17 protein-coding genes are annotated in these 20,175 nt (G+C 45.9%); 14 read left to right on the top strand and 3 right to left on the bottom strand.

Going from position 1 to position 20,175, the window contains the following annotated elements:
* Window positions 1–33: 33 nt before the first annotated feature.
* Entirely contained in the window at window positions 34–924 is an 891-nt protein-coding gene (locus CI595_RS04205) for a LysR substrate-binding domain-containing protein (RefSeq protein ID WP_158661576.1), read from the bottom strand.
* A gap of 209 nt (window positions 925–1,133) precedes the next feature.
* Between CI595_RS04205 and CI595_RS04200 the strand changes: the two genes are divergently transcribed.
* The 12 genes from CI595_RS04200 to CI595_RS04145 all read left to right on the top strand — a co-directional run bounded on the left by CI595_RS04200 (window position 1,134) and on the right by CI595_RS04145 (window position 15,470).
* Entirely contained in the window at window positions 1,134–2,597 is a 1,464-nt protein-coding gene (locus CI595_RS04200; protein WP_095172024.1) for an HAL/PAL/TAL family ammonia-lyase, read from the top strand.
* Window positions 2,598–2,627: 30 nt separating this feature from the next.
* On the top strand, window positions 2,628–4,211 hold the full coding sequence (locus CI595_RS04195) for a BCCT family transporter (protein WP_095172022.1): 1,584 nt from the start codon (window positions 2,628–2,630) through the stop codon (window positions 4,209–4,211).
* Window positions 4,212–4,264: 53 nt separating this feature from the next.
* Window positions 4,265–5,257, top strand: coding sequence for an ornithine cyclodeaminase family protein (locus CI595_RS04190; protein ID WP_095172019.1), 993 nt, complete (start codon window positions 4,265–4,267; stop codon window positions 5,255–5,257).
* A 184-nt stretch (window positions 5,258–5,441) separates the two neighbouring features.
* Window positions 5,442–5,711 (top strand): acylphosphatase, encoded by a 270-nt coding sequence (locus CI595_RS04185; RefSeq protein ID WP_095172016.1) that lies wholly within the window; start codon window positions 5,442–5,444, stop codon window positions 5,709–5,711.
* A 145-nt stretch (window positions 5,712–5,856) separates the two neighbouring features.
* Window positions 5,857–6,183, top strand: a complete 327-nt coding sequence (locus CI595_RS04180; RefSeq protein WP_065544801.1) for a cupin domain-containing protein — start codon at window positions 5,857–5,859, stop codon at window positions 6,181–6,183.
* A 179-nt stretch (window positions 6,184–6,362) separates the two neighbouring features.
* Window positions 6,363–7,391, top strand: coding sequence for a LacI family DNA-binding transcriptional regulator (locus CI595_RS04175; protein WP_158661577.1), 1,029 nt, complete (start codon window positions 6,363–6,365; stop codon window positions 7,389–7,391).
* 115 nt (window positions 7,392–7,506) lie between these two features.
* On the top strand, window positions 7,507–8,778 hold the full coding sequence (locus tag CI595_RS04170; RefSeq protein ID WP_095172011.1) for a uroporphyrinogen decarboxylase family protein: 1,272 nt from the start codon (window positions 7,507–7,509) through the stop codon (window positions 8,776–8,778).
* 27 nt (window positions 8,779–8,805) lie between these two features.
* Window positions 8,806–10,143, top strand: a complete 1,338-nt coding sequence (locus CI595_RS04165) for an ABC transporter substrate-binding protein (RefSeq protein ID WP_162291804.1) — start codon at window positions 8,806–8,808, stop codon at window positions 10,141–10,143.
* Window positions 10,144–10,168: 25 nt separating this feature from the next.
* Window positions 10,169–11,041 (top strand): carbohydrate ABC transporter permease, encoded by an 873-nt coding sequence (locus tag CI595_RS04160; RefSeq protein WP_162291803.1) that lies wholly within the window; start codon window positions 10,169–10,171, stop codon window positions 11,039–11,041.
* 11 nt (window positions 11,042–11,052) lie between these two features.
* The gene (locus CI595_RS04155) at window positions 11,053–11,883 is read left to right on the top strand and encodes a carbohydrate ABC transporter permease (protein ID WP_095172005.1); all 831 of its coding nucleotides are present in this window, start codon (window positions 11,053–11,055) and stop codon (window positions 11,881–11,883) included.
* A 23-nt stretch (window positions 11,884–11,906) separates the two neighbouring features.
* Window positions 11,907–14,744 (top strand): hypothetical protein, encoded by a 2,838-nt coding sequence (locus CI595_RS04150; protein WP_095172002.1) that lies wholly within the window; start codon window positions 11,907–11,909, stop codon window positions 14,742–14,744.
* Between the two features lie 285 nt (window positions 14,745–15,029).
* Complete coding sequence (locus CI595_RS04145; protein WP_095172000.1) at window positions 15,030–15,470, top strand: hypothetical protein; 441 nt, start codon at window positions 15,030–15,032, stop codon at window positions 15,468–15,470.
* 248 nt (window positions 15,471–15,718) lie between these two features.
* Here the strand turns inward: CI595_RS04145 and CI595_RS04140 are convergent, their stop codons facing one another.
* The gene (locus tag CI595_RS04140) at window positions 15,719–16,726 is read right to left on the bottom strand and encodes a choloylglycine hydrolase family protein (RefSeq protein WP_095171999.1); all 1,008 of its coding nucleotides are present in this window, start codon (window positions 16,724–16,726) and stop codon (window positions 15,719–15,721) included.
* A 75-nt stretch (window positions 16,727–16,801) separates the two neighbouring features.
* Window positions 16,802–17,782 carry an AraC family transcriptional regulator gene (locus tag CI595_RS04135; protein ID WP_162291802.1) on the bottom strand — a complete coding sequence of 327 codons (981 nt, stop codon included), beginning with the start codon at window positions 17,780–17,782 and terminating at the stop codon, window positions 16,802–16,804.
* Between the two features lie 326 nt (window positions 17,783–18,108).
* Between CI595_RS04135 and CI595_RS04130 the strand changes: the two genes are divergently transcribed.
* Together CI595_RS04130 and CI595_RS04125 are read left to right on the top strand one after the other, a co-directional pair.
* Complete coding sequence (locus tag CI595_RS04130) at window positions 18,109–19,239, top strand: carbohydrate kinase family protein (RefSeq protein WP_095171996.1); 1,131 nt, start codon at window positions 18,109–18,111, stop codon at window positions 19,237–19,239.
* Window positions 19,240–19,242: 3 nt separating this feature from the next.
* Window positions 19,243–20,115: a class II fructose-bisphosphate aldolase gene (locus CI595_RS04125; protein ID WP_095171994.1), complete on the top strand. Its 873-nt coding sequence runs from the start codon at window positions 19,243–19,245 to the stop codon at window positions 20,113–20,115.
* The last annotated feature ends 60 nt before the right edge of the window (window positions 20,116–20,175 follow it).

The raw sequence follows: 20,175 nt of genomic DNA, 5'->3' as shown, positions 1-20,175 counted from the left end.
GTTTCAGGCGTTTGCCTGGAACCCTTTTTTCGGTTAACTGTCAGACTGTCTGCCGGAAGTTTCCCGGCACAGGCGTATAAATTCTTTGACATAGGGAAGAAAGGCCCTGTCCTTTCTCTGTACAATATAAAAAACACGCTTTATGGGCAGGTCTGTGACCGGGCAGGCGTGGAGTTTGCGGCTGGAAAGTTCTTCCCGGATCAGCATTTTGGAGATAATGGAGATTCCTTCATTTTCAGCTACAGCTTCCTTCAGGGCGTCAATGTTATGATACACATGACTTTTAGTAAGGGAAAGGCCCTGTTTGCTCAGGGCCCGCTCCAGAGCTGCACGGGTACTGTTTCCTTCCTCCCGCAGGAGAAACATCTCATTTTCAAAATCCGCAATGGAAAGATTTTCTCTCCGGGCATAGGGATGGTCAGGACTGCATATGACCACAAAGGTATCATCCAAAAAAGGGGTGTAGACAAGGCTGCTGTGGCTTCCCTTTGTCTCAGTCAGCATCACATCCAGTTCCCCTTGGGCCAGCTTTTTCTCCATAAAATAGGAGTCATCAATGGTAAAACGTGTGCTCACATCCGGGCAGATGATATGGTATGCCCGGATAATATCCTGCAGCAGGCAGGAGGCAGCCACCAGCGTGCTTCCAATATGGATCTGTTTCAGATGGAGTCCCAAAAGTGCGGACTCCATTTCTTTATATAGGGAAATGATTCTGGATGCGTAATCCAGGAGCAGCATACCGGCCTCTGTGAGACGGAGATGTTTGCTCAGGCGGTCAAACAGGCGGACCTTGTAGGTCTTTTCAATCTCAGATATGGCCAGACTGACCGTGGATTGTGAAAGATACAGGTTTTGGGCAGCAATACTCATATTGTTGCAGGCTGCAACTTCCAGAAATATGGACATGTGGCGGAGTGTCATGGGGGATCCTCCTTTACTATTGAAAAAACTCATAACATAACCATATTTTAGTATTTTACAAGAGTAAAATCAAGTGCTATTATGACCATAATAAATGAAAATTCGGCCGAATGAAAAAATATGTTATTACAAATATGTTATTACAATAATCAATATGTAAAGGGGATGAGGAAATCATTGTATTAACTGGGGACAGTCTGACACTCCGTATGGTGGAATCCGCTGCATGGGGGGATCAGAGTGTTTCAATAGAAGAGTCCTTATGGGAAAAACTGGAGGATTCCAGGAGACTTGTCTTTGAACTGGCAGACAGGGGGATCCCCATCTATGGATGCAATACCGGAGTCGGTTGGAATAAAGATAAAAAAGTGACCAGGGAATTCATTACAAAATTCAACAGCAGTATGCTGCATTCCCACGCAGTGGGCGTGGGACCTTATGCGCCGGTGGAAGTGGTCAGGGCAGTGATGCTGGTACGGCTCAATGGGCTTTTAAATATGTGTACCGGCATTTCACCCGGAATTGTCAGGATGTATCAGGAGTTTTTGAACAGGAGGATCCATCCGCTGCTGCCTGTACGGGGGTCAGTGGGGCAGGCGGATATAGGAAATCTGTCACACATAGCACTGGCCATGACCGGTGAAGGCCGCGCGGAATATCACGGTGAGATCCTTCCGGTCCGGGAGATATTAAAAAAGGAGGGGCTGGCAGCTGCAGTTCCCGCAGAGAAAGACGGACTTGCAATGATCAGTTCCAATGCCCTGAGTGCCGGATGGGCCAGCCTTGTCCTTTGCAGGGCGGAAAAAATACGGAAGGCAGCAGATGTGATCAGCTGTATGGCCCTGGAGGGATTTGGAGGCAACACTTCACAGCTCAGAATGGAGGCTGCGAAAAAGAGAAAATATGAAGGGCAGATCAAAACAGCGGAGGCTATGAACCGTTATCTGAAAGGCAGTTTTCTTTATAAAGCCAACAGCAGCAGACCGCTGCAGGACCCGCTCTGTTACCGGAGTGTTTCCCAGGTACATGGAGCAGTGTCAGATGCGCTCTCTTTTGCGGAGAAAGAACTGACCGTACAGATAAATTCCTCAGATGACAATCCATGTCTTTTGACGGAAGAGCGGGACATTACACCCAGTGCTAATTTTGAACCCCTGGCCTGGGTACTTCCCCTGGAGATGCTTTCCATTGCTTTCTCACATGTTTCAAAGGCATCCTGTCTGCGGGCCATAAAGCTTGCAAACCCGGCATTTACAAGGCTTACCAGGAATTTATCACCACAGGAGAGTGTCATAGCGTTTTCCACCATCCAGAAGACATTCACGGCTCTGGACGCGGAAATCCGCAGTCTGGCAAACCCCGTATCCATGGATACCTTTCCTCTTGCCGGTGAGATTGAGGACAGGAGCACCAACGCGCCTTTGGCTGTGCAGAGGCTGGATAAAATACTGGACGATCTCTGCTATATCCTAGGGATTGAACTGATGCTCGCAGGCCAGGCGATGGATCTGCGGAGAGGGGAAACATTTGGGGAAATAACAGGGAAAGGACTTGCCGTGCTCAGGGAAAAAATACCGTTTTATGATAAGGATGACCGTATACTGACTGAGGATATAGAGGCAGTTTATGAACTGTTGAAAGAGGGAACATTTCTGCGAAAACTAAACATATAAACAGATTGGAGAAGAATTGGGAGGTTAAAGATGAAAGAAACGAAAGAAAAGACAGGTTCTGCCGGACTTGTGCGGAAGGGTGTATTTATTCCTGCTTTTGCTATCATGGCAATTGTTGTAGCAATCGGTTTTATCAATAATGAGGGGCTGGCAAAGGGAGCCAAAGCCTTCTTCGGTTTTTCCCTTGGGAAATTCGGGTGGCTGTATCAGCTTGTGGCAGTTGTTTCAGTTGTGGTCATAGCCATTGTCACATGTTCTAAGCTGGGAGATATGCGGATCGGCGGAGCCAATGCAAAACCCAAGTATCCATTCGGAACCTGGTTTGCCATGACGCTGACAGGTGGAATTGCAGTGGGAATCGTAAACTGGGGGATCAATGAACCTTTGATCTACTATGGAAATGTGTATGGTGAGCTGGACCAGCTGGGTATTCAGGCGGGAACCCAGGAGGCGGCACGTTTTGCACTTGGCAGATGCTTTTATAACTGGACATTTGTACCTTATGCCATGTATGCGGTATCAGGCCTTCTCATTGCCTACATGTATTTCAACAAGAAAGAAAAACTGTCTGTGATCTCCACCTTAAAGCCTCTTTTCGGAAAAAAGACAGAGAATCCTATATTTATGAATACAGTAGATACGCTGTGCTCCCTTGCGATCACATTGGGAATGGCATCCGGTCTGGGAACCGGTCTGGCACTTCTTATCTCCGGGCTGAATGTTGTATATAAAATACCAAATAATACATTTATCTGGGTGCTTCTTGGGGGTATTGCCACTCTTATTTTTACAAGCTCCGCCATCCTGGGCGTGGATAAAGGGATCCGCAGACTGGCATCCCTGAACAGTAAGATTTTCTATGGTCTGCTGATCTTCCTGTTCATCACAGGACCAATGGCCATCATTTTAAGCAATTCCGTATCAGGACTGGGAGAGTGGCTGAATAATTTCTTTATCTGGGGACTGGATTCCGGTGATGTGGGCGGCGAGGCGCTGACAAGATGGTGGACCCTGGCCGACTGGTGTTCCTGGATCGCCTATGCTCCCATCATGGGTATTTTCCTTGGTAAGATTGCCTATGGCAGAACCGTGCGTGAATTTATGATCATCAACTGGGTTATGCCATCCTTATTCGGTATCGTATGGTTTTCCGTATGGGGAGGAACAGGACTGAACTGGCAGATGAACGGTGTTGTGGATATGGTTGGAGTCATCAAGGAAAGCGGCGCCACGGCAGGCGTATGGGCCTTTCTGCAGAATCTTCCGCTGGGGCTTGGGATCATCATCATACCCATCGTTATGATTACCCTCATGCTGTCCTTCTCCACGGCGGCGGACTCCATGACCAGCACCATTGCATCCATCTGTACCAAGGGACAGAACATGGAGGAGGAGCCTCCAAAGTCCCAGAAGCTGATCTGGGGTATCCTGATCGGTTCCATTTCCATTATCATGGGAGCCGTAGCAGGCGGTGTACGTGGTATAGACGGCGTAAAACAGTTGGCTTCGGTGGGAGGTTTTCTGGTACTCTTTGTATTCCTGCTGCAGTTGATCGCATTTATAAAAACATTTTTCGTGGATTTAAAGAAAGAAAAGAATGAGAAAAAAGAATAGCAGTGTTTGCAGAAAACGAACAGAGTAAAATCTATTAAATTTTGGAGGTGCTTATGGATTTATTATACATAAATGCATTTGATATTGAAAAACTGGAACTGACAAATGAAGAAATCCTGGGAGCAGTGGAGAAAAGCCTGGAGGCCCAGGGAAATGGCAAGACAGTCATTGAGCCCCGGGTGCATCTGATCCCCAATCCGGAATTTCACGGACATTTCAATGTACTCAGAGGATATATAGAGCCTATGGATGTGGCAGGCGTGAAAGTTGTGGGAGACTATGTTTATAACTATAAACAGGATCTGCCGTCAGAAATGGCCCTGTTAAATTTGTACGACCCTAAAACCGGGGCGCCGAGAGCCGTGGTTGATGCTACGGAGATTACATCCATGCGTACGGGTGCTCTGACAGCCATTGGAGCAAAGTATCTGGCAAAAAAAGAAAATAAGATCCTGGGGCATCTGGGTTCCAGAGGAACTGCATGGTGGAACGTGGTGCTTCTTGATTCCATTTATGATTTTGAGGAGATCCGTGTGAACAGCCGCAGAAAAGAATCCATGGAGGATTTTGCGGCACGGCTTACCAAAAAACTGGGCAAACCGGTTAAAGTGACCCGGAACAGCGAAGAGTGCCTGAAAGGGGCGGATATCATGGTGGAGGCCACCCGCCTTATGGAACCCACGCCTCTATTGAAGACAGAGTGGGTACAGCCGGGGAATTTTGTGGTTCCCTATGGGACAGTCAGCGCGGTGGAACTCTCCCTCACAGATGTGATGGACAAGATCGTGGTGGACGACTGGGGGCAGTGCAAAGGCGGTATTCTGGGAAGCCTCCGCAGACATGTGGAGACAGGAAAACTAAGCGAGGATACGTTATATGGAGAACTGGGAGAGATCGTGGCAGGAAAAAAACCGGGCAGACAGCGTGAGGATGAGACCATTTTATTCTGGCACAGAGGACTCTCAACAAATGACATTGCACTGGGACAGTTAGTATATGAAAAAGCATTAAAAATGGGAATAGGCACAACACTGAAATATCGATAGAATACCCTCTTAAAACCGTCCTGCAGCCGGGAAATCTTTACGGCTGCAGGATGGTTTTTTTTGGAAAAAAAGGAAAGTTGCGAAAGATAGTTGCAGACATTTTAAAAAGTGGTATAATGCAAACTGTATAGAGAAAATTTCAAATTTCCAGATATACACATTTATGGAGGAATTAATGTAAAAAATGAAGATCAGAAAGCATTTTATACTGACCGGTTTGGTACAGGGAGTAGGGCTTAGGTACCGGGCGCAGCACCTGGCACGGCTTCTGCAGGTGACCGGATGGGTGAAGAACACCTGGGACGGATGCGTGGAAATGGAACTGCAGGGCGGAGAGCAGGAGATATCAAACTTCCTGGAACGGTTGTCCATGGGGAATTTTATACGGATTGAAGGGGTTGATGCCAAGGATATTCCGGTGCGGGAGGAGAATGGGTTCTGTGTGAAAGGTTAAAACAGAAGAATATTTTTATGCAGGAAAATATTGACAAGCCCGTAAAATTGGTCTAAGATATAAAAAAATAAAATGATAAGAAAAAAAGGTTCTCAAAGGCGAAAACCCACCTTTGGGGACCTTTTTGTATGGAGGATGAAGTATGATGAAAACAGAAACAGTAGAAAATATGTGCGGCGGCAAGGGCCATGTGATCATTAAGCATATTTTAGGAGAGAAGGAACTGAATGGAAAGTGCGGTCTGTACGCAGAGGTTGTCATTGAGCCGGGATGTTCCCTTGGATATCATGAACACCACAATGAGAGCGAGACTTACTATATCCTGTCCGGCCAGGGAGACTATGATGACAATGGCACAGTGCGCCCGGTAAAGGCAGGGGATGTAACCTTTACACCGGATGATCACGGGCATGGCCTGGTGAATACCGGGGAGGAAGACTTAGTGTTTATGGCATTGATCATTTTTGACTGATACAGGATATATAGACAAAGGGGAAGCGGCGGCAGGCGCTTCCTTTTTGTGTGCGGAGAAATTTAGCAAATATGACCAATTATAAGAAGAAAAATTCGCACAATTTTGACAATTGCCAGAATGAATTTTATGGAATATAATGTAATCATAAAACGTGCACGGACACGATGGAGGAAATTATGAAAGTTACAATCCGGGAAGTTGCAGAGGCAGCTAACGTGTCGAGGGGGACTGTGGATCGGGCTTTAAACCACAGGCCAGGCGTAAACCAGCAGGTGGCAGAAAGAATCATTAAGATAGCAGAAGAATTAGGATATAAACCGGATATGGCGGCCAGGACACTGGCAAATAAGAAATATACCAAGACCATAGGCGTGCTGCTCTGTTCAGAGGGGAATCCGTTTTTTAAGGAGGTGATCCAGGGGGTAAATAATGGGCTGGAGGAAATGGGGCATTTTGGCATACAGAGCAGTGTGAAGAAGATCAAAGGATTTGATGCGGAGCTGCAGCTTCAAAAAATTGAAGAGTTGCTGGAAGAGAGAATTTCAGGCCTTGTGATCACCCCCGTTAATTCCAAGAGGGTGGCCCAAAAGATACAGGAATTGGAAGATAAGAATATTCCTGTCGTGACGATTAATACAGACATAGCAAGTGTCAAACATTTAGCCTATGTGGGCTGTGATTATGTTACAAGCGGCTGTGTGGCAGGTGAACTGCTGGGGATGATGAGCAATGGGGCAGAGGAACATATTGCCCTGGTGATAGGTTCAAAGATGGTGATGGCGCAGGCGCAGCGCTTGAAAGGAATAAAAAAAACACTGAAACGGGACTACAGCAATATAATCGTAGACGCGGTATTGGAAAATGAAGATGATGACCGGAAGTCTTATGAACAGCTGAGGACATTGCTTCAGAAGAACCCTGACCTGACGACCATCTGTTTTGCGGCAGCAGGTGTTGAAGGGGGGATAAAAGCTGTCCGTGAGACGGATTACGGGCGCAAATTAAGGATCGTCACATATGACCTGACAGATATCGTAAAGGAAAATTTAAGATCAGGCGTGGTATCTGCAACAGTCTGTCAGGAACCATTCCGGCAAGGCTTTATGGGAGTGGAAATCCTGGGACGGTATTTGCTGTATGGTACCCGTCCGGAAGAGTCTACCGTGAAAACGCATATATTTATCGCAACAAAATATAACTTATGACATATTCTCTTTACTCTGGGGTCTTAAGGAGTAAAGAGAAAAAAATTACCTGTATCGTGCACGGACACGGTTCCATAACACATAAAACAAAATCAGTTAAGAGGAGGTTAACAAAATGGCGAGCAGCAGAGAAAGGCTGAATCAGACTTTAAATCACATTGAGCCTGAGGAAGTGGTAGTGGATATGGGGGCAACTCCGATCACCGGCATCAATGCCAATGCACTGGACCGGCTGAGAAAAGCGCTGGGGCTGGAGGAAAGGAAGGTAAAGATCAATGAGCCTTTGCAGCTTTTGGGGGAGGTGGAGGAGGATGTCAGGCAGGCCCTGCATCTTGACTGTGTGGAGATCTCCACGGGGATGAACATGTTTGGATTTTCCAATGAGGGCCGTAAGCCCTGGACGATGCAGTCCGGCCTGGAGGTGGATGTTCCGGCAGCTTTTCATACCACAGTGGATGAGACAGGCCGTACCTATCTGTATCCACAGGGGGATTTAAGTGTACCGCCCTCCGGTATGATGCCAAAAGGGGGATTCTTTTTTGACAATATAACCAGAGGTAATATTGAGTTTGACGAGGACACAAACAGCGCAAAAGAGGATTTCAAGGACGATTTTTCCGTGATCACGGAGAAGCAGTTAAAAGAACTGGAAAGACAGTGCAGCTATTACTACAGCAATACGGAATACGGCATCGTGTACAGCGGGGCCATTGCCTCGATAGGTGACTTTGCCATTGTTCCCGGACCAAGTGTAAAGCATCCGAAAGGGATCAGAAATTTACCGGATTTTATGATGGCGCACCATATCTGCCCGGATTATATCCATGAGGTATTTGAGATGCAGGTGGAAACCGGATTAAAAAATGCAGAGTTGATCCGTCAGGCCTGCGGGGACAAGATACAGGCAGTCTATATTTCAGGGACCGATTTCGGTACACAGAACGGACCGTTTATGTCGCTGGATTCTTTCCGGGAATTTTATAAGCCCTATTACAAGAGAATAAACGACTGGGTTCATAAAAATACAAATTGGAAGACTTTTTATCACACCTGCGGAGCTGTCATGTCATTTCTTCCTGATTTTTATGAGGCGGGAATGGACATTCTGAATCCGGTCCAGCTCTCTGCAAAAGGTATGGACGGCAAAAAACTGAAAGAAGAATGGGGGGATAAGTTTGTTTTCTGGGGCGGAGGCATTGATACACAGCACACCCTGCCCTTTGGCACACCGGAGGAGGTGTACCGGGAGGTAACGCAGCGTCTGGAACTGTTTTCAAAAGGGGGCGGGTTTGTGTTTAATACAACCCATAATATACAAAGTCCCACAAGTGCTGAAAATATGATGGCAATGTTCCAGGCAGTCAGAGATTTTAAGAACAGAAGGTAAATGATCAAGGGAAAGTGGGGAAAAACTATGAGAAAAAAAATTGGGATGTTTTTAAGTACAGTATTGTTAGTCACTGCAGTTTTAACCGGATGCGGAAGCAGCGGGGGAACAGAGGAGAAGGAAAAAAACAACGAGCCTGATACAGGCACAAATACAGAGGAACAGGCGGAGGCGAATCCGGAAGATATTGTGATATGGGCGTTCACAGAGCCTCATGCGGAATATTTCAGGTGGGTGACAGAGGAATATAAGAAAGAGCATCAGGATGTAAGTTTTACCATAGAAGTCATGGATATCAATGCGCTGTCAGATCGTCTGGCTGTCATCAACGCATCCGGCGGGGAGGGCGCCCCGGATTTGGTGGACCAGGAGCAGGGATATTTCTCCAGATTCATGTCAGAGGAGCAGATGTGCTATTACCCTCTTGATGAGTTTATAGAGAAGGATAAAGTGACAGAGAAAATGGTTAAAAACCGTCTGGACCTGTATGCGTATGATGGTCACTATTATGGACTTGAACATGCGCTGTGTCCGGTAACCATGGCGTACAGGGCGGATCTATTCGAGGAATATAATATCAAGGTTCCCACAACCTGGGAGGAGTACAAAGCGGCTGCAGAGGAATTTGCAAAACATGATATTTACATCTCTGCCACGAAAGACATGTCTCTGGGCGGTGAGATGGATGAAATAGCCCTTATGCTGCGCGGGGCCGGTCTGGACTATGTGGATAAAAACGGAGAGCTGGATATCACAGAGGAATTCAAAAATATTGTTATGGATTATGTGAATATGCAGCAGAAGGGCATGATGTATGCCTGGGAGACACAGGAGGAAGTATGGCCGGTGGTGGCTGAGGATAAGGTGGCAACCTATTTTGCGGCAGACTGGGCAGCGGGATGGCTGAGAGATAATGTACCGGAACAAAGCGGTAAATGGCAGATGGCAGCGCTTCCAAAGCTGACGGAATCGGCAGCACCGGTATCAGTAAGGGGCGGCACCGGCCTTTGTATGACAAAATACACCGGGAAAGATAAAGAGCAGTTGTGGGATTTTATGAAGTTTGCACAGCTTGACAAGGATAATTGTGTGAAGAAATACGAGATGATCGCTCTGTATCCGCCGGTTTATGAGGCTATGCCCGAATGCAACAGCCCGGTTGCGTATTACAATGATCAAAATCTTGGAGAACTGTACGAGAGCCTGGCAGATGAGATTCCCATCCAGTATCAGGCAGACTGGAGAAATACTTTTATGGAAACATTCAATTCCAATGCCTATGACCTGGTGGAAGGTAATATCAGCATGGATGAGATGGGAGATATTTTGACAGAAGCGGTTGAAGAATACAATCAGACAAAATAGCCGATAGAGAGAAAGGTGCATGTATATGAAGAGTAAGAAACGAAAACTAATGCCTTATCTTTTCATATCCCCATTTTTTATCCTGTATGCAGTTTTTGGACTGTACCCTGCAATTTCAGGTTTGATCTTATCATTTCAGACGAAAACGGGAGGATTTACTGTTTCCAATTACGGAACGGTCTTTATGGACCACAGGTTTTGGAAATCCATATTAAATGCCTGTATTTACATGATGGGAAGTATATTTATTATACTTCCCGTGGCATTGCTTGCAGCGTTGATGCTGAACAGTAAATATATGGGGAAGAAAAGCGGCTTTGTTTCCACAGTCTTTTTTATTCCCAATGTGACCTCCGTTATTGTAGTGGGAATTGTCTTCAAATTGATCCTGAGAACCAACAATGGACTGATCAATACGGTTCTGCAGGATGTTGGCGTGGCGGAAAAGGCGGTCAAGTTTTTAAGTGATCCGGCTTGGGCGATTCCCTCCGTTCTGTTGATTGGCTGCTGGAGGTATTTTGGCATCAACAGCCTGTATTTTCTCAGCGGCCTGCAGGGGATACCAACGGAACTTGGGGAAGCGGCAAGGATAGACGGGGCAGGGAAATGGAAGGAATTTTGGTATGTAACGCTGCCTTTATTAAAACCAATTATGACATATATTGTATTTATTGCTATCACAGGTTCCTTTGCCATGTTTGGGGAGGTTCTTACACTGGTACAGAATTCCTCCTCGGTAGGCTCCAGGGATTCCATGCTGTATCCGGTTATATATCTTTATAATACAATGTTTAAAAATAATCAGGTAAGCAGGGCAGCCACCATGGGATATGTGATCGCTTTGATCCTGCTGATAATTACAACCATACAGAGACGTCTGTTTCGGGAAAAGGACTGAGGTGATGCAGTGTGAAAGAAAAGAAAATAATTTCAGGTATTGTGTTTCATTTAATATTGGTAATTGCAGTTATATTTATACTGTATCCCTTTGCATTTATGATATCAGGCGCTCTTAAGACGGACCTGGAGATGAACAGGCACATACTGCGTCTGATCCCGCGGGAGATTACCTTTGATAACTTTAAAACATTGTTCGATACCATACCATTTTGGAAACAGTTTGCGAACAGTATTTTTGTGGCAGCCATTGCCGCGTTTCTGGCTATGGCGGTTGACGCGCTGGTGGCCTATGGATTTACCAGATTTGAATTTAAGGGGAAAGGGATCCTTTTAAGCTTGATTTTGGCTACCATGCTGATACCGCCTCAAGTTCTCATGGTTCCCCAGTTTCAGATGTACAAAAATATGGGGTTGTTTGGCACCTATGTACCTCTGATCATACCTGCTATGATCAATGCATTTGGTATTTTTCTGCTCTGTCAGATCATGGGGCAGGTGCCGAAGGATTTATATGAAAGCGCAATGATCGACGGATATGGGGAACTTAAGATATTTTTTAAAATAGCAGTGCCTCTGAGCAAAGCGGGGATTGGCATTCAGGGAGTCCTGACATTTATGAATGCCTGGAACGATTTTATGACACCCCTTATTTATCTGAATGCGGAGGAGAAGTACACTTTGCCCATCGGTCTGATGAGACTGCAGAATTTTTACAAGATTTCTTACGGTGCACCCCTTGCAGGAGCATTGCTTTCCTGTATTCCTGTGATCCTCATACTGGCAGTAGTAGGGCAGAAATATTTTGTCAAGGGATTAATGGCAGGAGCCATCAAGGGATAACAGACAGAGGAGGGATAATAGGTATGAAAAACTATATAGTGGCAGAGCAGGGGGACCATGCAGTCCTTCTGGCGGCAAAGGAGCTGAGGCGTTACCTCTATGTTCTGGGGGAAGAGCTGCCGGAGATCGTAAGCAGTATTCCGGAAGAGGGAAATTGTATGATCCTGGCGGTGAAAGGGCATGGTCTTTTAGAAAAGTATATATCCGTGCTGGATCATACTGGCCTTGGCGAAGAGGGATACCTGTTGTACGGCAGGGAGAAGGGTGTGAAAATATTTACAGGAAATACCGGGATATCTGTACTTTATGCGGTATATCGTTTCCTGGAATTACAGGGGATTGGCTTTTACCTGCACGGAGATGTGATCCCCGATAAAAAGTGCAGGAAAGATATTTGGGGAACAGAGCCGGATATCCGTGAAACACCTCTGTTCCGTGAGAGGGGCATCCTTCCCTTCCACGATTTTCCGGAGGGGCCGGATTGGTGGAACAAAGATGACTATTACGCTGTATTAACACAATTAGCAAAAATGAGGGCCAATTTTTTCGCGCTGCATACATACCCTGAGAATCAGGATGCCCCAAAAGCAATGACAGCAGAACCTTTGGTGTGGATTGGAAAAAAAGAGGACTGCAGGGAGGATGGGACTGTAAAAGCCAGTTATCCTGTACAGCATTTTAAAACAAACGGAAACAGTTGGGGATACCATCCCATGGAGACAGGGGATTATCCCTGCGGAACCGGCAATGTATTTGAGACGGACAGCTACGGTGCGGACTATATGAAGGGATACGAGGAGGATATATACAGCACGGAACTTCATGAAAATACGGTACCTGCGGATAAATACAACCAAATGTTTCATGCTTACGGACAGCTTTTACAGGATACTTTTTCCTATGCAAAAGAGATTGGCGTCAAAACCTGTATCGGAACAGAAGCACCACTTACCATTCCAGAGACAGCCAGGCATCATTTGGCCATAGCCGGGGAAGCGGATGAGGATACCGTGGAGGCGTTGTATGAGGGGATTTTTGAGAGGATCAAAAGGCTGCATCCGTTGGATTATTATTGGATGTGGACACCGGAGGACTGGACGTGGCTTGGAAACACAAAGGAGGATACCCATAAGACAATCCGGGATTTTGCCTGTGCGCTGAGGGCAAAAGAGAGGACAGAGGCTCCCTTTGAACTGGCTGTCTGCGGCTGGACGCTGGGTCCCCGGGAGGACAGGGCTGCTTTTGACAATTATCTGCCAAAATCCATGCCGTTTTCCTGCATTAACAGGAATGTGGGGTTTGACCCCATTGAACCCAAGTTTCAGGACCTGAAGGGAAGACCGGCCTGGGCGATCCCGTGGATGGAAGACGACCCGGCAATGATCTCCCCTCAGTTATGGGCAGGAAGAATGAGAAGAGATGCCTTTGACGCAAAAAGGTATCATTGCAGCGGACTGCTGGGGATCCATTGGAGGACAAGAAATATAGCGCCCAATGCCAAGGCTCTCATGGAGTCTGCCTGGGAGCAGCCGTGGGGTAAAGAACTGGATGGGGAGATCAGCCTGGAGGGGTATATCGGGAAGGAATCCTATGCGGTACGATATCCGGATGGCGGGAATCTTTCTGCGACAGCCAGAAAAGGTATGTCAGGATATCAACTGAAGATTCCGGCAGGTAATTACACGGTTCAATTGGATTTCCGGCCGGATACGGCAAAATTGGATATAAAGGTCAATCATCTCACATTGAGGGATCTGGAAATAAATGAAGAGCACACCAGGATCCTGGTACCGGGAATGGAAGTGGAGCAGGATACCAGTCTTAGGATTACGTTTTTTACCAAGGAGGGGAGCCCGGCGCTTACAGCCATAGAAATATTAGGCGCCACAAAAAACAATCAACTTTCAGGAAACGATTTTTCCAGAAAGATCAACTGCGGAGGGGAGGCGTGGAAGGACTATGAGGCGGATTTACCGCTGCATAAGGAAAATGGCCGTTATGCGCCGGTGCGTGATTTTTATGAACGCTTTTCCGCCATTGAGTTTGGTGACAGGGCAGGAAGTGAGGCAGCACGTATTTTAACAGAAATGGATGGACATTTGCCAAGACCCAGCCGATGGGAAGACGGGCCAGGGAATATATACCAAAATGATATACCTTGGGAGGAGATGCAGAGCCAGTACAAGTTTACGGAGCAGTTTGAGCAGTTGGGAAAATATATAAGTGGAGAAGGGGAAAAGGAGCGGTTCGACTATTGGAACCATACGTTTCAGGCAATGAAAAAAACTGCGGAATTAGGATGTCTCTGGGGCAGTTTTGAAAAGCAGTATAAAGTGGGAGCGCAGGATGCAGCACTGGATGTATATAGAAATATAATAAAAACCATAGAGGCATTGGACTTCCACCTTTTGATGGCACTGCAGACATATGGGGATATGGGCGTTCTGGCAAATATCCAGCAAAGATCAGTGGTCCCTATATTAAAAGACTGTCAAAGCAAACTGGGGAACTGGTATGTTAAGCTGCCAAAGCTGAAAGAAAATGTACTGGAAGCCGCTTCAAAATTAGTAGTTCCCACAGTAAGGACCTCTTTAAAAAGAGGGGAAAGTTTAAAGCTTAAAGTGATCGTATTGGGAGGAAGTGAAAATGCCCCTGCGATATATTTCAGGAAACTGGGGGAAGGGAAATATAAAGAAAAAACCTTTGAAAAACTGGCGAGGTGGGTCTATATCCTGGAAATCTCTGCAGATGAACTGCAGGCAGATTTTGAGTACCATATCTGTTTGGAGCATATGGGCAAAAGCTTAGAATTCCCCCGCAGTAGTAGGTGTAAGAATCAGACGGTGATCGTTATGGAGTAAAAGATCCGGCCGTTTATATCAGTCGGCAGAACGTTATTGTTTCCTTCTCTCTGTGCAACACACGTTGCCATGCACAGATATGGAGCATCTGTTCCATATCGCGCTGGCAGCCATGGGGATTTTAATGTATCCTCCATGAAAACACTTTGCAGAATAGCAGATATGTGAATAGTGTGGCAAATCCCCTGTAAGTTCATCTGCAGTAATAATTCTTTGACCCGGTACAGTGAATATAGTGTATAATTGAATTAAAATAAGGGTGAAAGTAAAGATGAGGGGGATACTTTGATTAAAAAGGGGTTCATAAAAAGGAATAAATCAAATCTATACATTATTATTATTTTAGCCGGGATAGCTGCAGCTATATATTTTGGACTTCTCAAAAGAGGTGAAAGAGTGGTCCATAGTATTCAGGCAGATGAGGTCGAAAGTATATATCTGTACAGCTATACAGGCGGAGCTCCGCCCGATAATACCTCGGAACATGAGTTTAATGAAGAGGAGATCAGGAGATTTGTTGCTTTACTGAATAAGACGAAATTATTGCCCACTACGAGTAACAGCATTTCAGATGGTGCTTCGTCCCACTATGATATAAAATTAAAAGATGGTACTGATATTTCTATTTCACCCGGCCAATTTTTTGATATAAACGATAAAAAATATAGACTGATGAACGAAAGGGCAGTTTGGAGAGAATATGTTAATTTCAATAGTTTAGAATAAAATGGGTCTGAAAATGAAGTTCCGCAAACTGCCGGCCCATTTTGAGGCATATTTTGACACCGCCTTCTTTCGGGGAAAGTCTCCTATAAATGGTACCGCACATCTTGCGGAATTTAATCTTCAGATACGCTATAGAAAAACTGAGGTGTGGTGATAGAATGTCTGAATCGCATGTGTTGTACTTTATATGGGAGGCTGTGACGGTAGGTTTGCTGCGGATAAAGAAATGACAGTCAGAATTTGCTTTGCTAGTTAGCTGTATTCTTCAAACTGTCAAAGATAAGTGGTCTTGCCAATTTTCCCAGAGAAAGTATCTTTGAAGTACAATCACATTGCGCAGGCAATTTAACTGCGGCAATCTGGCTGTTATCATAAGTTCTGAAATAATACCGGGTTTCCGAGAGGTCAATGAAAGCCGTATATTGCGTAAAATCCGCCGTTCCTTTGTCTGTCATAACAACTCCCTTGGGAATGCTGACACTCTCCATTAAATGAAAACAGGTAAGCAAAGCCTCTTCCTTTTTGTCAGGGAGCATGGCATGGCTTTTTTGGAAGGCAGTTCTGACAAATCTGGACGGAGGTGTGTAATCTCCGGGAAGACCAAAGGTGCCGGTACCCTGGCCAAAAGGGGTTAGTTTTACATCATTCCACTCAGCATTTTGTTTCTGGGGCGGTGTGACATTCATATAATTCCGCAGATTTGTCATATGCCACTGGAAGTCAGGGCTGTTGGCAAAGACACCGATTGGATTGTTATACAGATGCAGTCCGTCTGCAGTCTTTTCTACTACCATGCATTTACCGCTTTTATCAGCAAGAATCCAGTGAAGCGGGGCAACAGAATCTGTAACGGAATCTTTTAACCCCACAATCCGGATCATCCGTAGCATGGAGGCAGCTCCAGATACGGAATCACACTGACCAAGCAAAAGATTCACCAGTTCGAGAGCTGCAATTGAGATACGGGGAGCATCTTGCGAAACAATAGGATCGTATTGCGCATATCCCGGAAAATACAGCGCTGCCGCAGCAAATCCTTTTTCATTGACCCCATCTGCCAAGATCACAGGTGAAATATTCTGTCCAATGCCCATGATACGGTACTGATTGTGGATTTTGTGGGTTTTCATAAGATTGTTCCATGTATAGCCCTTCGGTATGAAATACATTTCCGGGCTGAGTGGATAAGAAAAATCCATGGTTCGCCCGAAAAAAGCGTCTTTCTGAGGTGATTGTATATATAATGCAGTGCACATAGCTGTCTCCTTTGCTCTGCTTTGTGAAGGATATGATTATGTATATTCCGACTTTTCCCGGGGCATACCGGAAACTCACCGGTAAAATTCCCATATAGTGTAACTGCTGTATTTATCCTGATAGTTTTCACGCAGTGTATGCAGAAGCAGTATACTGTCTCCGGGCGTGAAAATATTCTGTGTATTGGAGGAGACCTGTTTGTCCGCAGCGGCCGGCAGCCTCGTTTTTCCGCGCAGTTCGGAGGCCGGGCAGCCATAATACTTCTGGCATAGCTGGTTCAGGTACCTCACATCCGAAAACCCGCTTTCAATGCTGATGGTAAGCACTTTCTTATCTGTATGCTGCAGAAGACGGCAGGCGTATTCAAACCGTTTCAGGTTCAGATATTCCTGAAAAGACAGGTCCAGTTCGTCGCGAAACAGGTGTGAGAGATAGGTGAGAGACAGATTTTCATGGGCAGCAATATCCCTCAGCAATAGTTTCTGTCTGAAATTTTTTTCTATATGATCCGTGATACGGCTCATGCGCTCCTGTCTGTGCCTGCGAGTGGTGATCTCCGCATCTGTGTATGTCTTCTTGGGAACATAAGTGTGAAGCGCATATAGGATCATGTTCAAAAGACTCATGCATTTATACTCATAGTTGGCAAATTGTCCGAAATAATTATATGCAAGCTCGATCAGCAGACCCTTCATGATCTCATAACGGGTCTCATGCTGAGAGAAAAAGGAACGGACACTGTTTTCAATGAAGCAGGTATTCTCGTCGTGCTGGAAATAAGAGGTGACAAGCTGCCGTGACATTTGTATGGCCAGTATCAGCGCACCGCCGCTCTGTCCATGTATTTCATGCAGCTCCATGGGATTCAACAGATATATGTCACCGCTTTGCAGGTTCCGTATAGTTCCATTGACGGTGAGCTGCGGATTTCCGTCAAGAACAAGCCCTATTTCCATCTCCCTGTGAGTATGGGGAGCACGGGAAAAGAGGCGTACCAATAGGGCACGGAACGCATGTATCTGCGGGTGGGCAACCAGTTCAAATTCTTTTTCCATTTCTGTCACTGCTTTCTTTTGATTTTCTAACTCTATTCTAATATCATTGGATAGATCAGACAAGAACAATCTCAAAATTATCTGTATAATAACAAAATAATCATTAAATATAAACAAATAAATCGTACCAATTACAAGAAAAACTTTACAATATAGAGGCATTTTCAGCTTTTAGACAAACAAAGGACAAAACGCAAGATTATCGCCCGGTTATCACAAATATGGAAATGCAGTTTCACTGGAAATCGGCTAAACTGAAAGGAAAACAGAGCAAGATTTTTCCGTGTTCTGAAGACGGTAAGAAATAAAGGAAGACAGGTGATCATATGGAAAAAAAGGTGATCGTAGCGGGACATTCCTGCCTGGATATAACGCCCCTCTTTCCGCAGGGGCAGCAGGTATCAAAACTGGGGGAAATTCTCTCGCCGGGAAGGCTGATACAGATGGAAGGTGTAGATATTCATGCGGGCGGAGCGGTCTCCAACACGGGGCTGGCTATGAAAATGCTGGGAGTTGATGTCTGCCTCATGACAAAGACCGGAAATGATAAATTCGGTAAGATCCTTTCCGATATCTATGCTGCCCGGGGTGTAGATTCCGGGATCATTATTCAGGAGGGGCAGAATACATCTTATTCCGTGGTGCTTGCGGTTCCGGGGATAGACAGGATATTTCTTCATGATTCCGGATGTAATGACACCTTCTGTTTTGAGGATTTGCCGAAAGAGAAGCTTTACGGCGCGGACCTGTTTCATTTTGGCTATCCGCCCCTGATGAAGAAAATGTACGAAAATACCGGAAGTGAACTGGTGCGTATGATGAAATATATGAAGTCCCAAGGAACAGCAACCTCCCTTGACCTGGCTTTTGTGGATGGAGACTCTACGGCAGGAAAGGCTGACTGGGAGGGAATCTTAAGAAGTGTGCTCCCTTATGTGGATTTCTTTGTACCAAGTATAGAAGAACTCTGTTTCATGCTGGACAGAAGAAGATATGAGGACTGGAAGCGCAGGGCAGGGGATGAAGACATTTCATTTATTCTGGATGTACAGAAAGATATCCGGCCTTTGGCAGAGCGGTGTATGGAGTTTGGGGCAAAGGTCCTTTTGCTGAAATGCGGGGCACCCGGTTTATATTACAGGACGGCAGAAGGACATGGGCTGGGGGACCTGGAAGCAAAATTGGGGATTTCCGCAGAAGAATGGTCAGACAGGGAAGGATTTGAGGCCAGTTACCGGCCCGGGAAAGTATTGTCAGGAACAGGAGCAGGCGACACTACCATCGCCGCATTTCTGACAGCCATGCTGAGAGGGTATCCTTTTGAAATGTGTGTCCGCCTGGCTGCCGCTGAGGGGGCGTCCTGTGTGGAAGCATATGACGCGCTGAGCGGCATCCGCCCCCTGGAGGAACTGGATGAGAAAATTAAAAACGGATGGAAAAAGAGAGAAGGGGTGTAAAAAATGTTAGTAAACCTAAATGATGTGCTGCTGCCTGCCAGAAAAAACGGCTACGGTGTTGGTCTGTTTAACACCGTGAATCTGGAACTTGCCAGAGGTGTGTTAAAAGCAGCGGAAGAACTTAAATCCCCGGTCATTATCGGAACAGCGGAGATTTTACTTCCCTGCGGACCTCTGGAGGATTTGGCGGGACTGCTTGTTCCCATGGCAAAAAAAGCATCCGTTCCTGTGGTGGTCCACTATGACCATGGTCTTACTTTTGAAAAATGTATGGAGGCGCTGAAGCTGGGATTTACCTCTATTATGTATGACTGTTCCACGGACAGTTACGAAGAAAATGTGAGAAAAGTCCGTGAGCTGGTGAGGATCGCACATTGTTTCGGGGCAACGGTGGAGGCAGAATTGGGACATGTGGGAGACAATGAGGAACAGACTGCCCATAATGGTGCAGATGTACCGGAATCATATTACACAGACCCCGCGCAGGCAAAAGAGTTTGCAGAAAAAACACAGGCAGATGCCCTGGCTATCGCTGTGGGAACCGCTCACGGTGCTTATAAATTCAAACCGAAACTGGATTTTGACAGGATAAAGAGAATAGCAGAAATGGTGCATGTTCCCCTGGTACTCCACGGAGGTTCCGGGCTTTCAGAAGAAGATTTCAGAAGATCCATCGCCTGCGGGATCAGCAAAGTGAATATTTTTACTGACATCAATGAGGCTGCAGGCAAAGCGGCAGAACATGCTATCAGGGAAGGCAAAACCTGTCTGACAGATATGATCCCCTGTCAGGTGGAGGCAGTGGCAGAGGCAGTAAAGGCAAAAATACGGATTTTTGGTTCAGAATATAAGGCATTGACGGATATAAGTATATGACGTAAAATAAAAATTGGGTGGACACCTACCGCAAACTAAGGTCATTTAGTTTGCGGCTTT

Origin of the sequence: Blautia hominis, assembly GCA_002270465.1 — a bacterium.
GTDB classification, from domain to species: Bacteria; Bacillota; Clostridia; order Lachnospirales; family Lachnospiraceae; genus Blautia; species Blautia hominis.
The sequence above is the reverse complement of the archived record's forward strand: the minus strand, read 5'-3'. Positions and strand labels throughout refer to the sequence as shown.

What these genes read in the sequence shown, in the direction of transcription:
- CI595_RS04205 (WP_158661576.1), bottom strand. Translation starts at nt 924, where the DNA reads ATGACACTCCGCCACATGTCCATATTTCTGGAAGTTGCAGCCTGCAAC.
- CI595_RS04200 (WP_095172024.1), top strand. Translation starts at nt 1,134, where the DNA reads ATGGTGGAATCCGCTGCATGGGGGGATCAGAGTGTTTCAATAGAAGAG.
- CI595_RS04195 (WP_095172022.1), top strand. Translation starts at nt 2,628, where the DNA reads ATGAAAGAAACGAAAGAAAAGACAGGTTCTGCCGGACTTGTGCGGAAG.
- CI595_RS04190 (WP_095172019.1), top strand. Translation starts at nt 4,265, where the DNA reads ATGGATTTATTATACATAAATGCATTTGATATTGAAAAACTGGAACTG.
- CI595_RS04185 (WP_095172016.1), top strand. Translation starts at nt 5,442, where the DNA reads ATGAAGATCAGAAAGCATTTTATACTGACCGGTTTGGTACAGGGAGTA.
- CI595_RS04180 (WP_065544801.1), top strand. Translation starts at nt 5,857, where the DNA reads ATGAAAACAGAAACAGTAGAAAATATGTGCGGCGGCAAGGGCCATGTG.
- CI595_RS04175 (WP_158661577.1), top strand. Translation starts at nt 6,363, where the DNA reads ATGAAAGTTACAATCCGGGAAGTTGCAGAGGCAGCTAACGTGTCGAGG.
- CI595_RS04170 (WP_095172011.1), top strand. Translation starts at nt 7,507, where the DNA reads ATGGCGAGCAGCAGAGAAAGGCTGAATCAGACTTTAAATCACATTGAG.
- CI595_RS04165 (WP_162291804.1), top strand. Translation starts at nt 8,806, where the DNA reads ATGAGAAAAAAAATTGGGATGTTTTTAAGTACAGTATTGTTAGTCACT.
- CI595_RS04160 (WP_162291803.1), top strand. Translation starts at nt 10,169, where the DNA reads ATGAAGAGTAAGAAACGAAAACTAATGCCTTATCTTTTCATATCCCCA.
- CI595_RS04150 (WP_095172002.1), top strand. Translation starts at nt 11,907, where the DNA reads ATGAAAAACTATATAGTGGCAGAGCAGGGGGACCATGCAGTCCTTCTG.
- CI595_RS04140 (WP_095171999.1), bottom strand. Translation starts at nt 16,726, where the DNA reads ATGTGCACTGCATTATATATACAATCACCTCAGAAAGACGCTTTTTTC.
- CI595_RS04135 (WP_162291802.1), bottom strand. Translation starts at nt 17,782, where the DNA reads ATGGAAAAAGAATTTGAACTGGTTGCCCACCCGCAGATACATGCGTTC.
- CI595_RS04130 (WP_095171996.1), top strand. Translation starts at nt 18,109, where the DNA reads ATGGAAAAAAAGGTGATCGTAGCGGGACATTCCTGCCTGGATATAACG.
- CI595_RS04125 (WP_095171994.1), top strand. Translation starts at nt 19,243, where the DNA reads ATGTTAGTAAACCTAAATGATGTGCTGCTGCCTGCCAGAAAAAACGGC.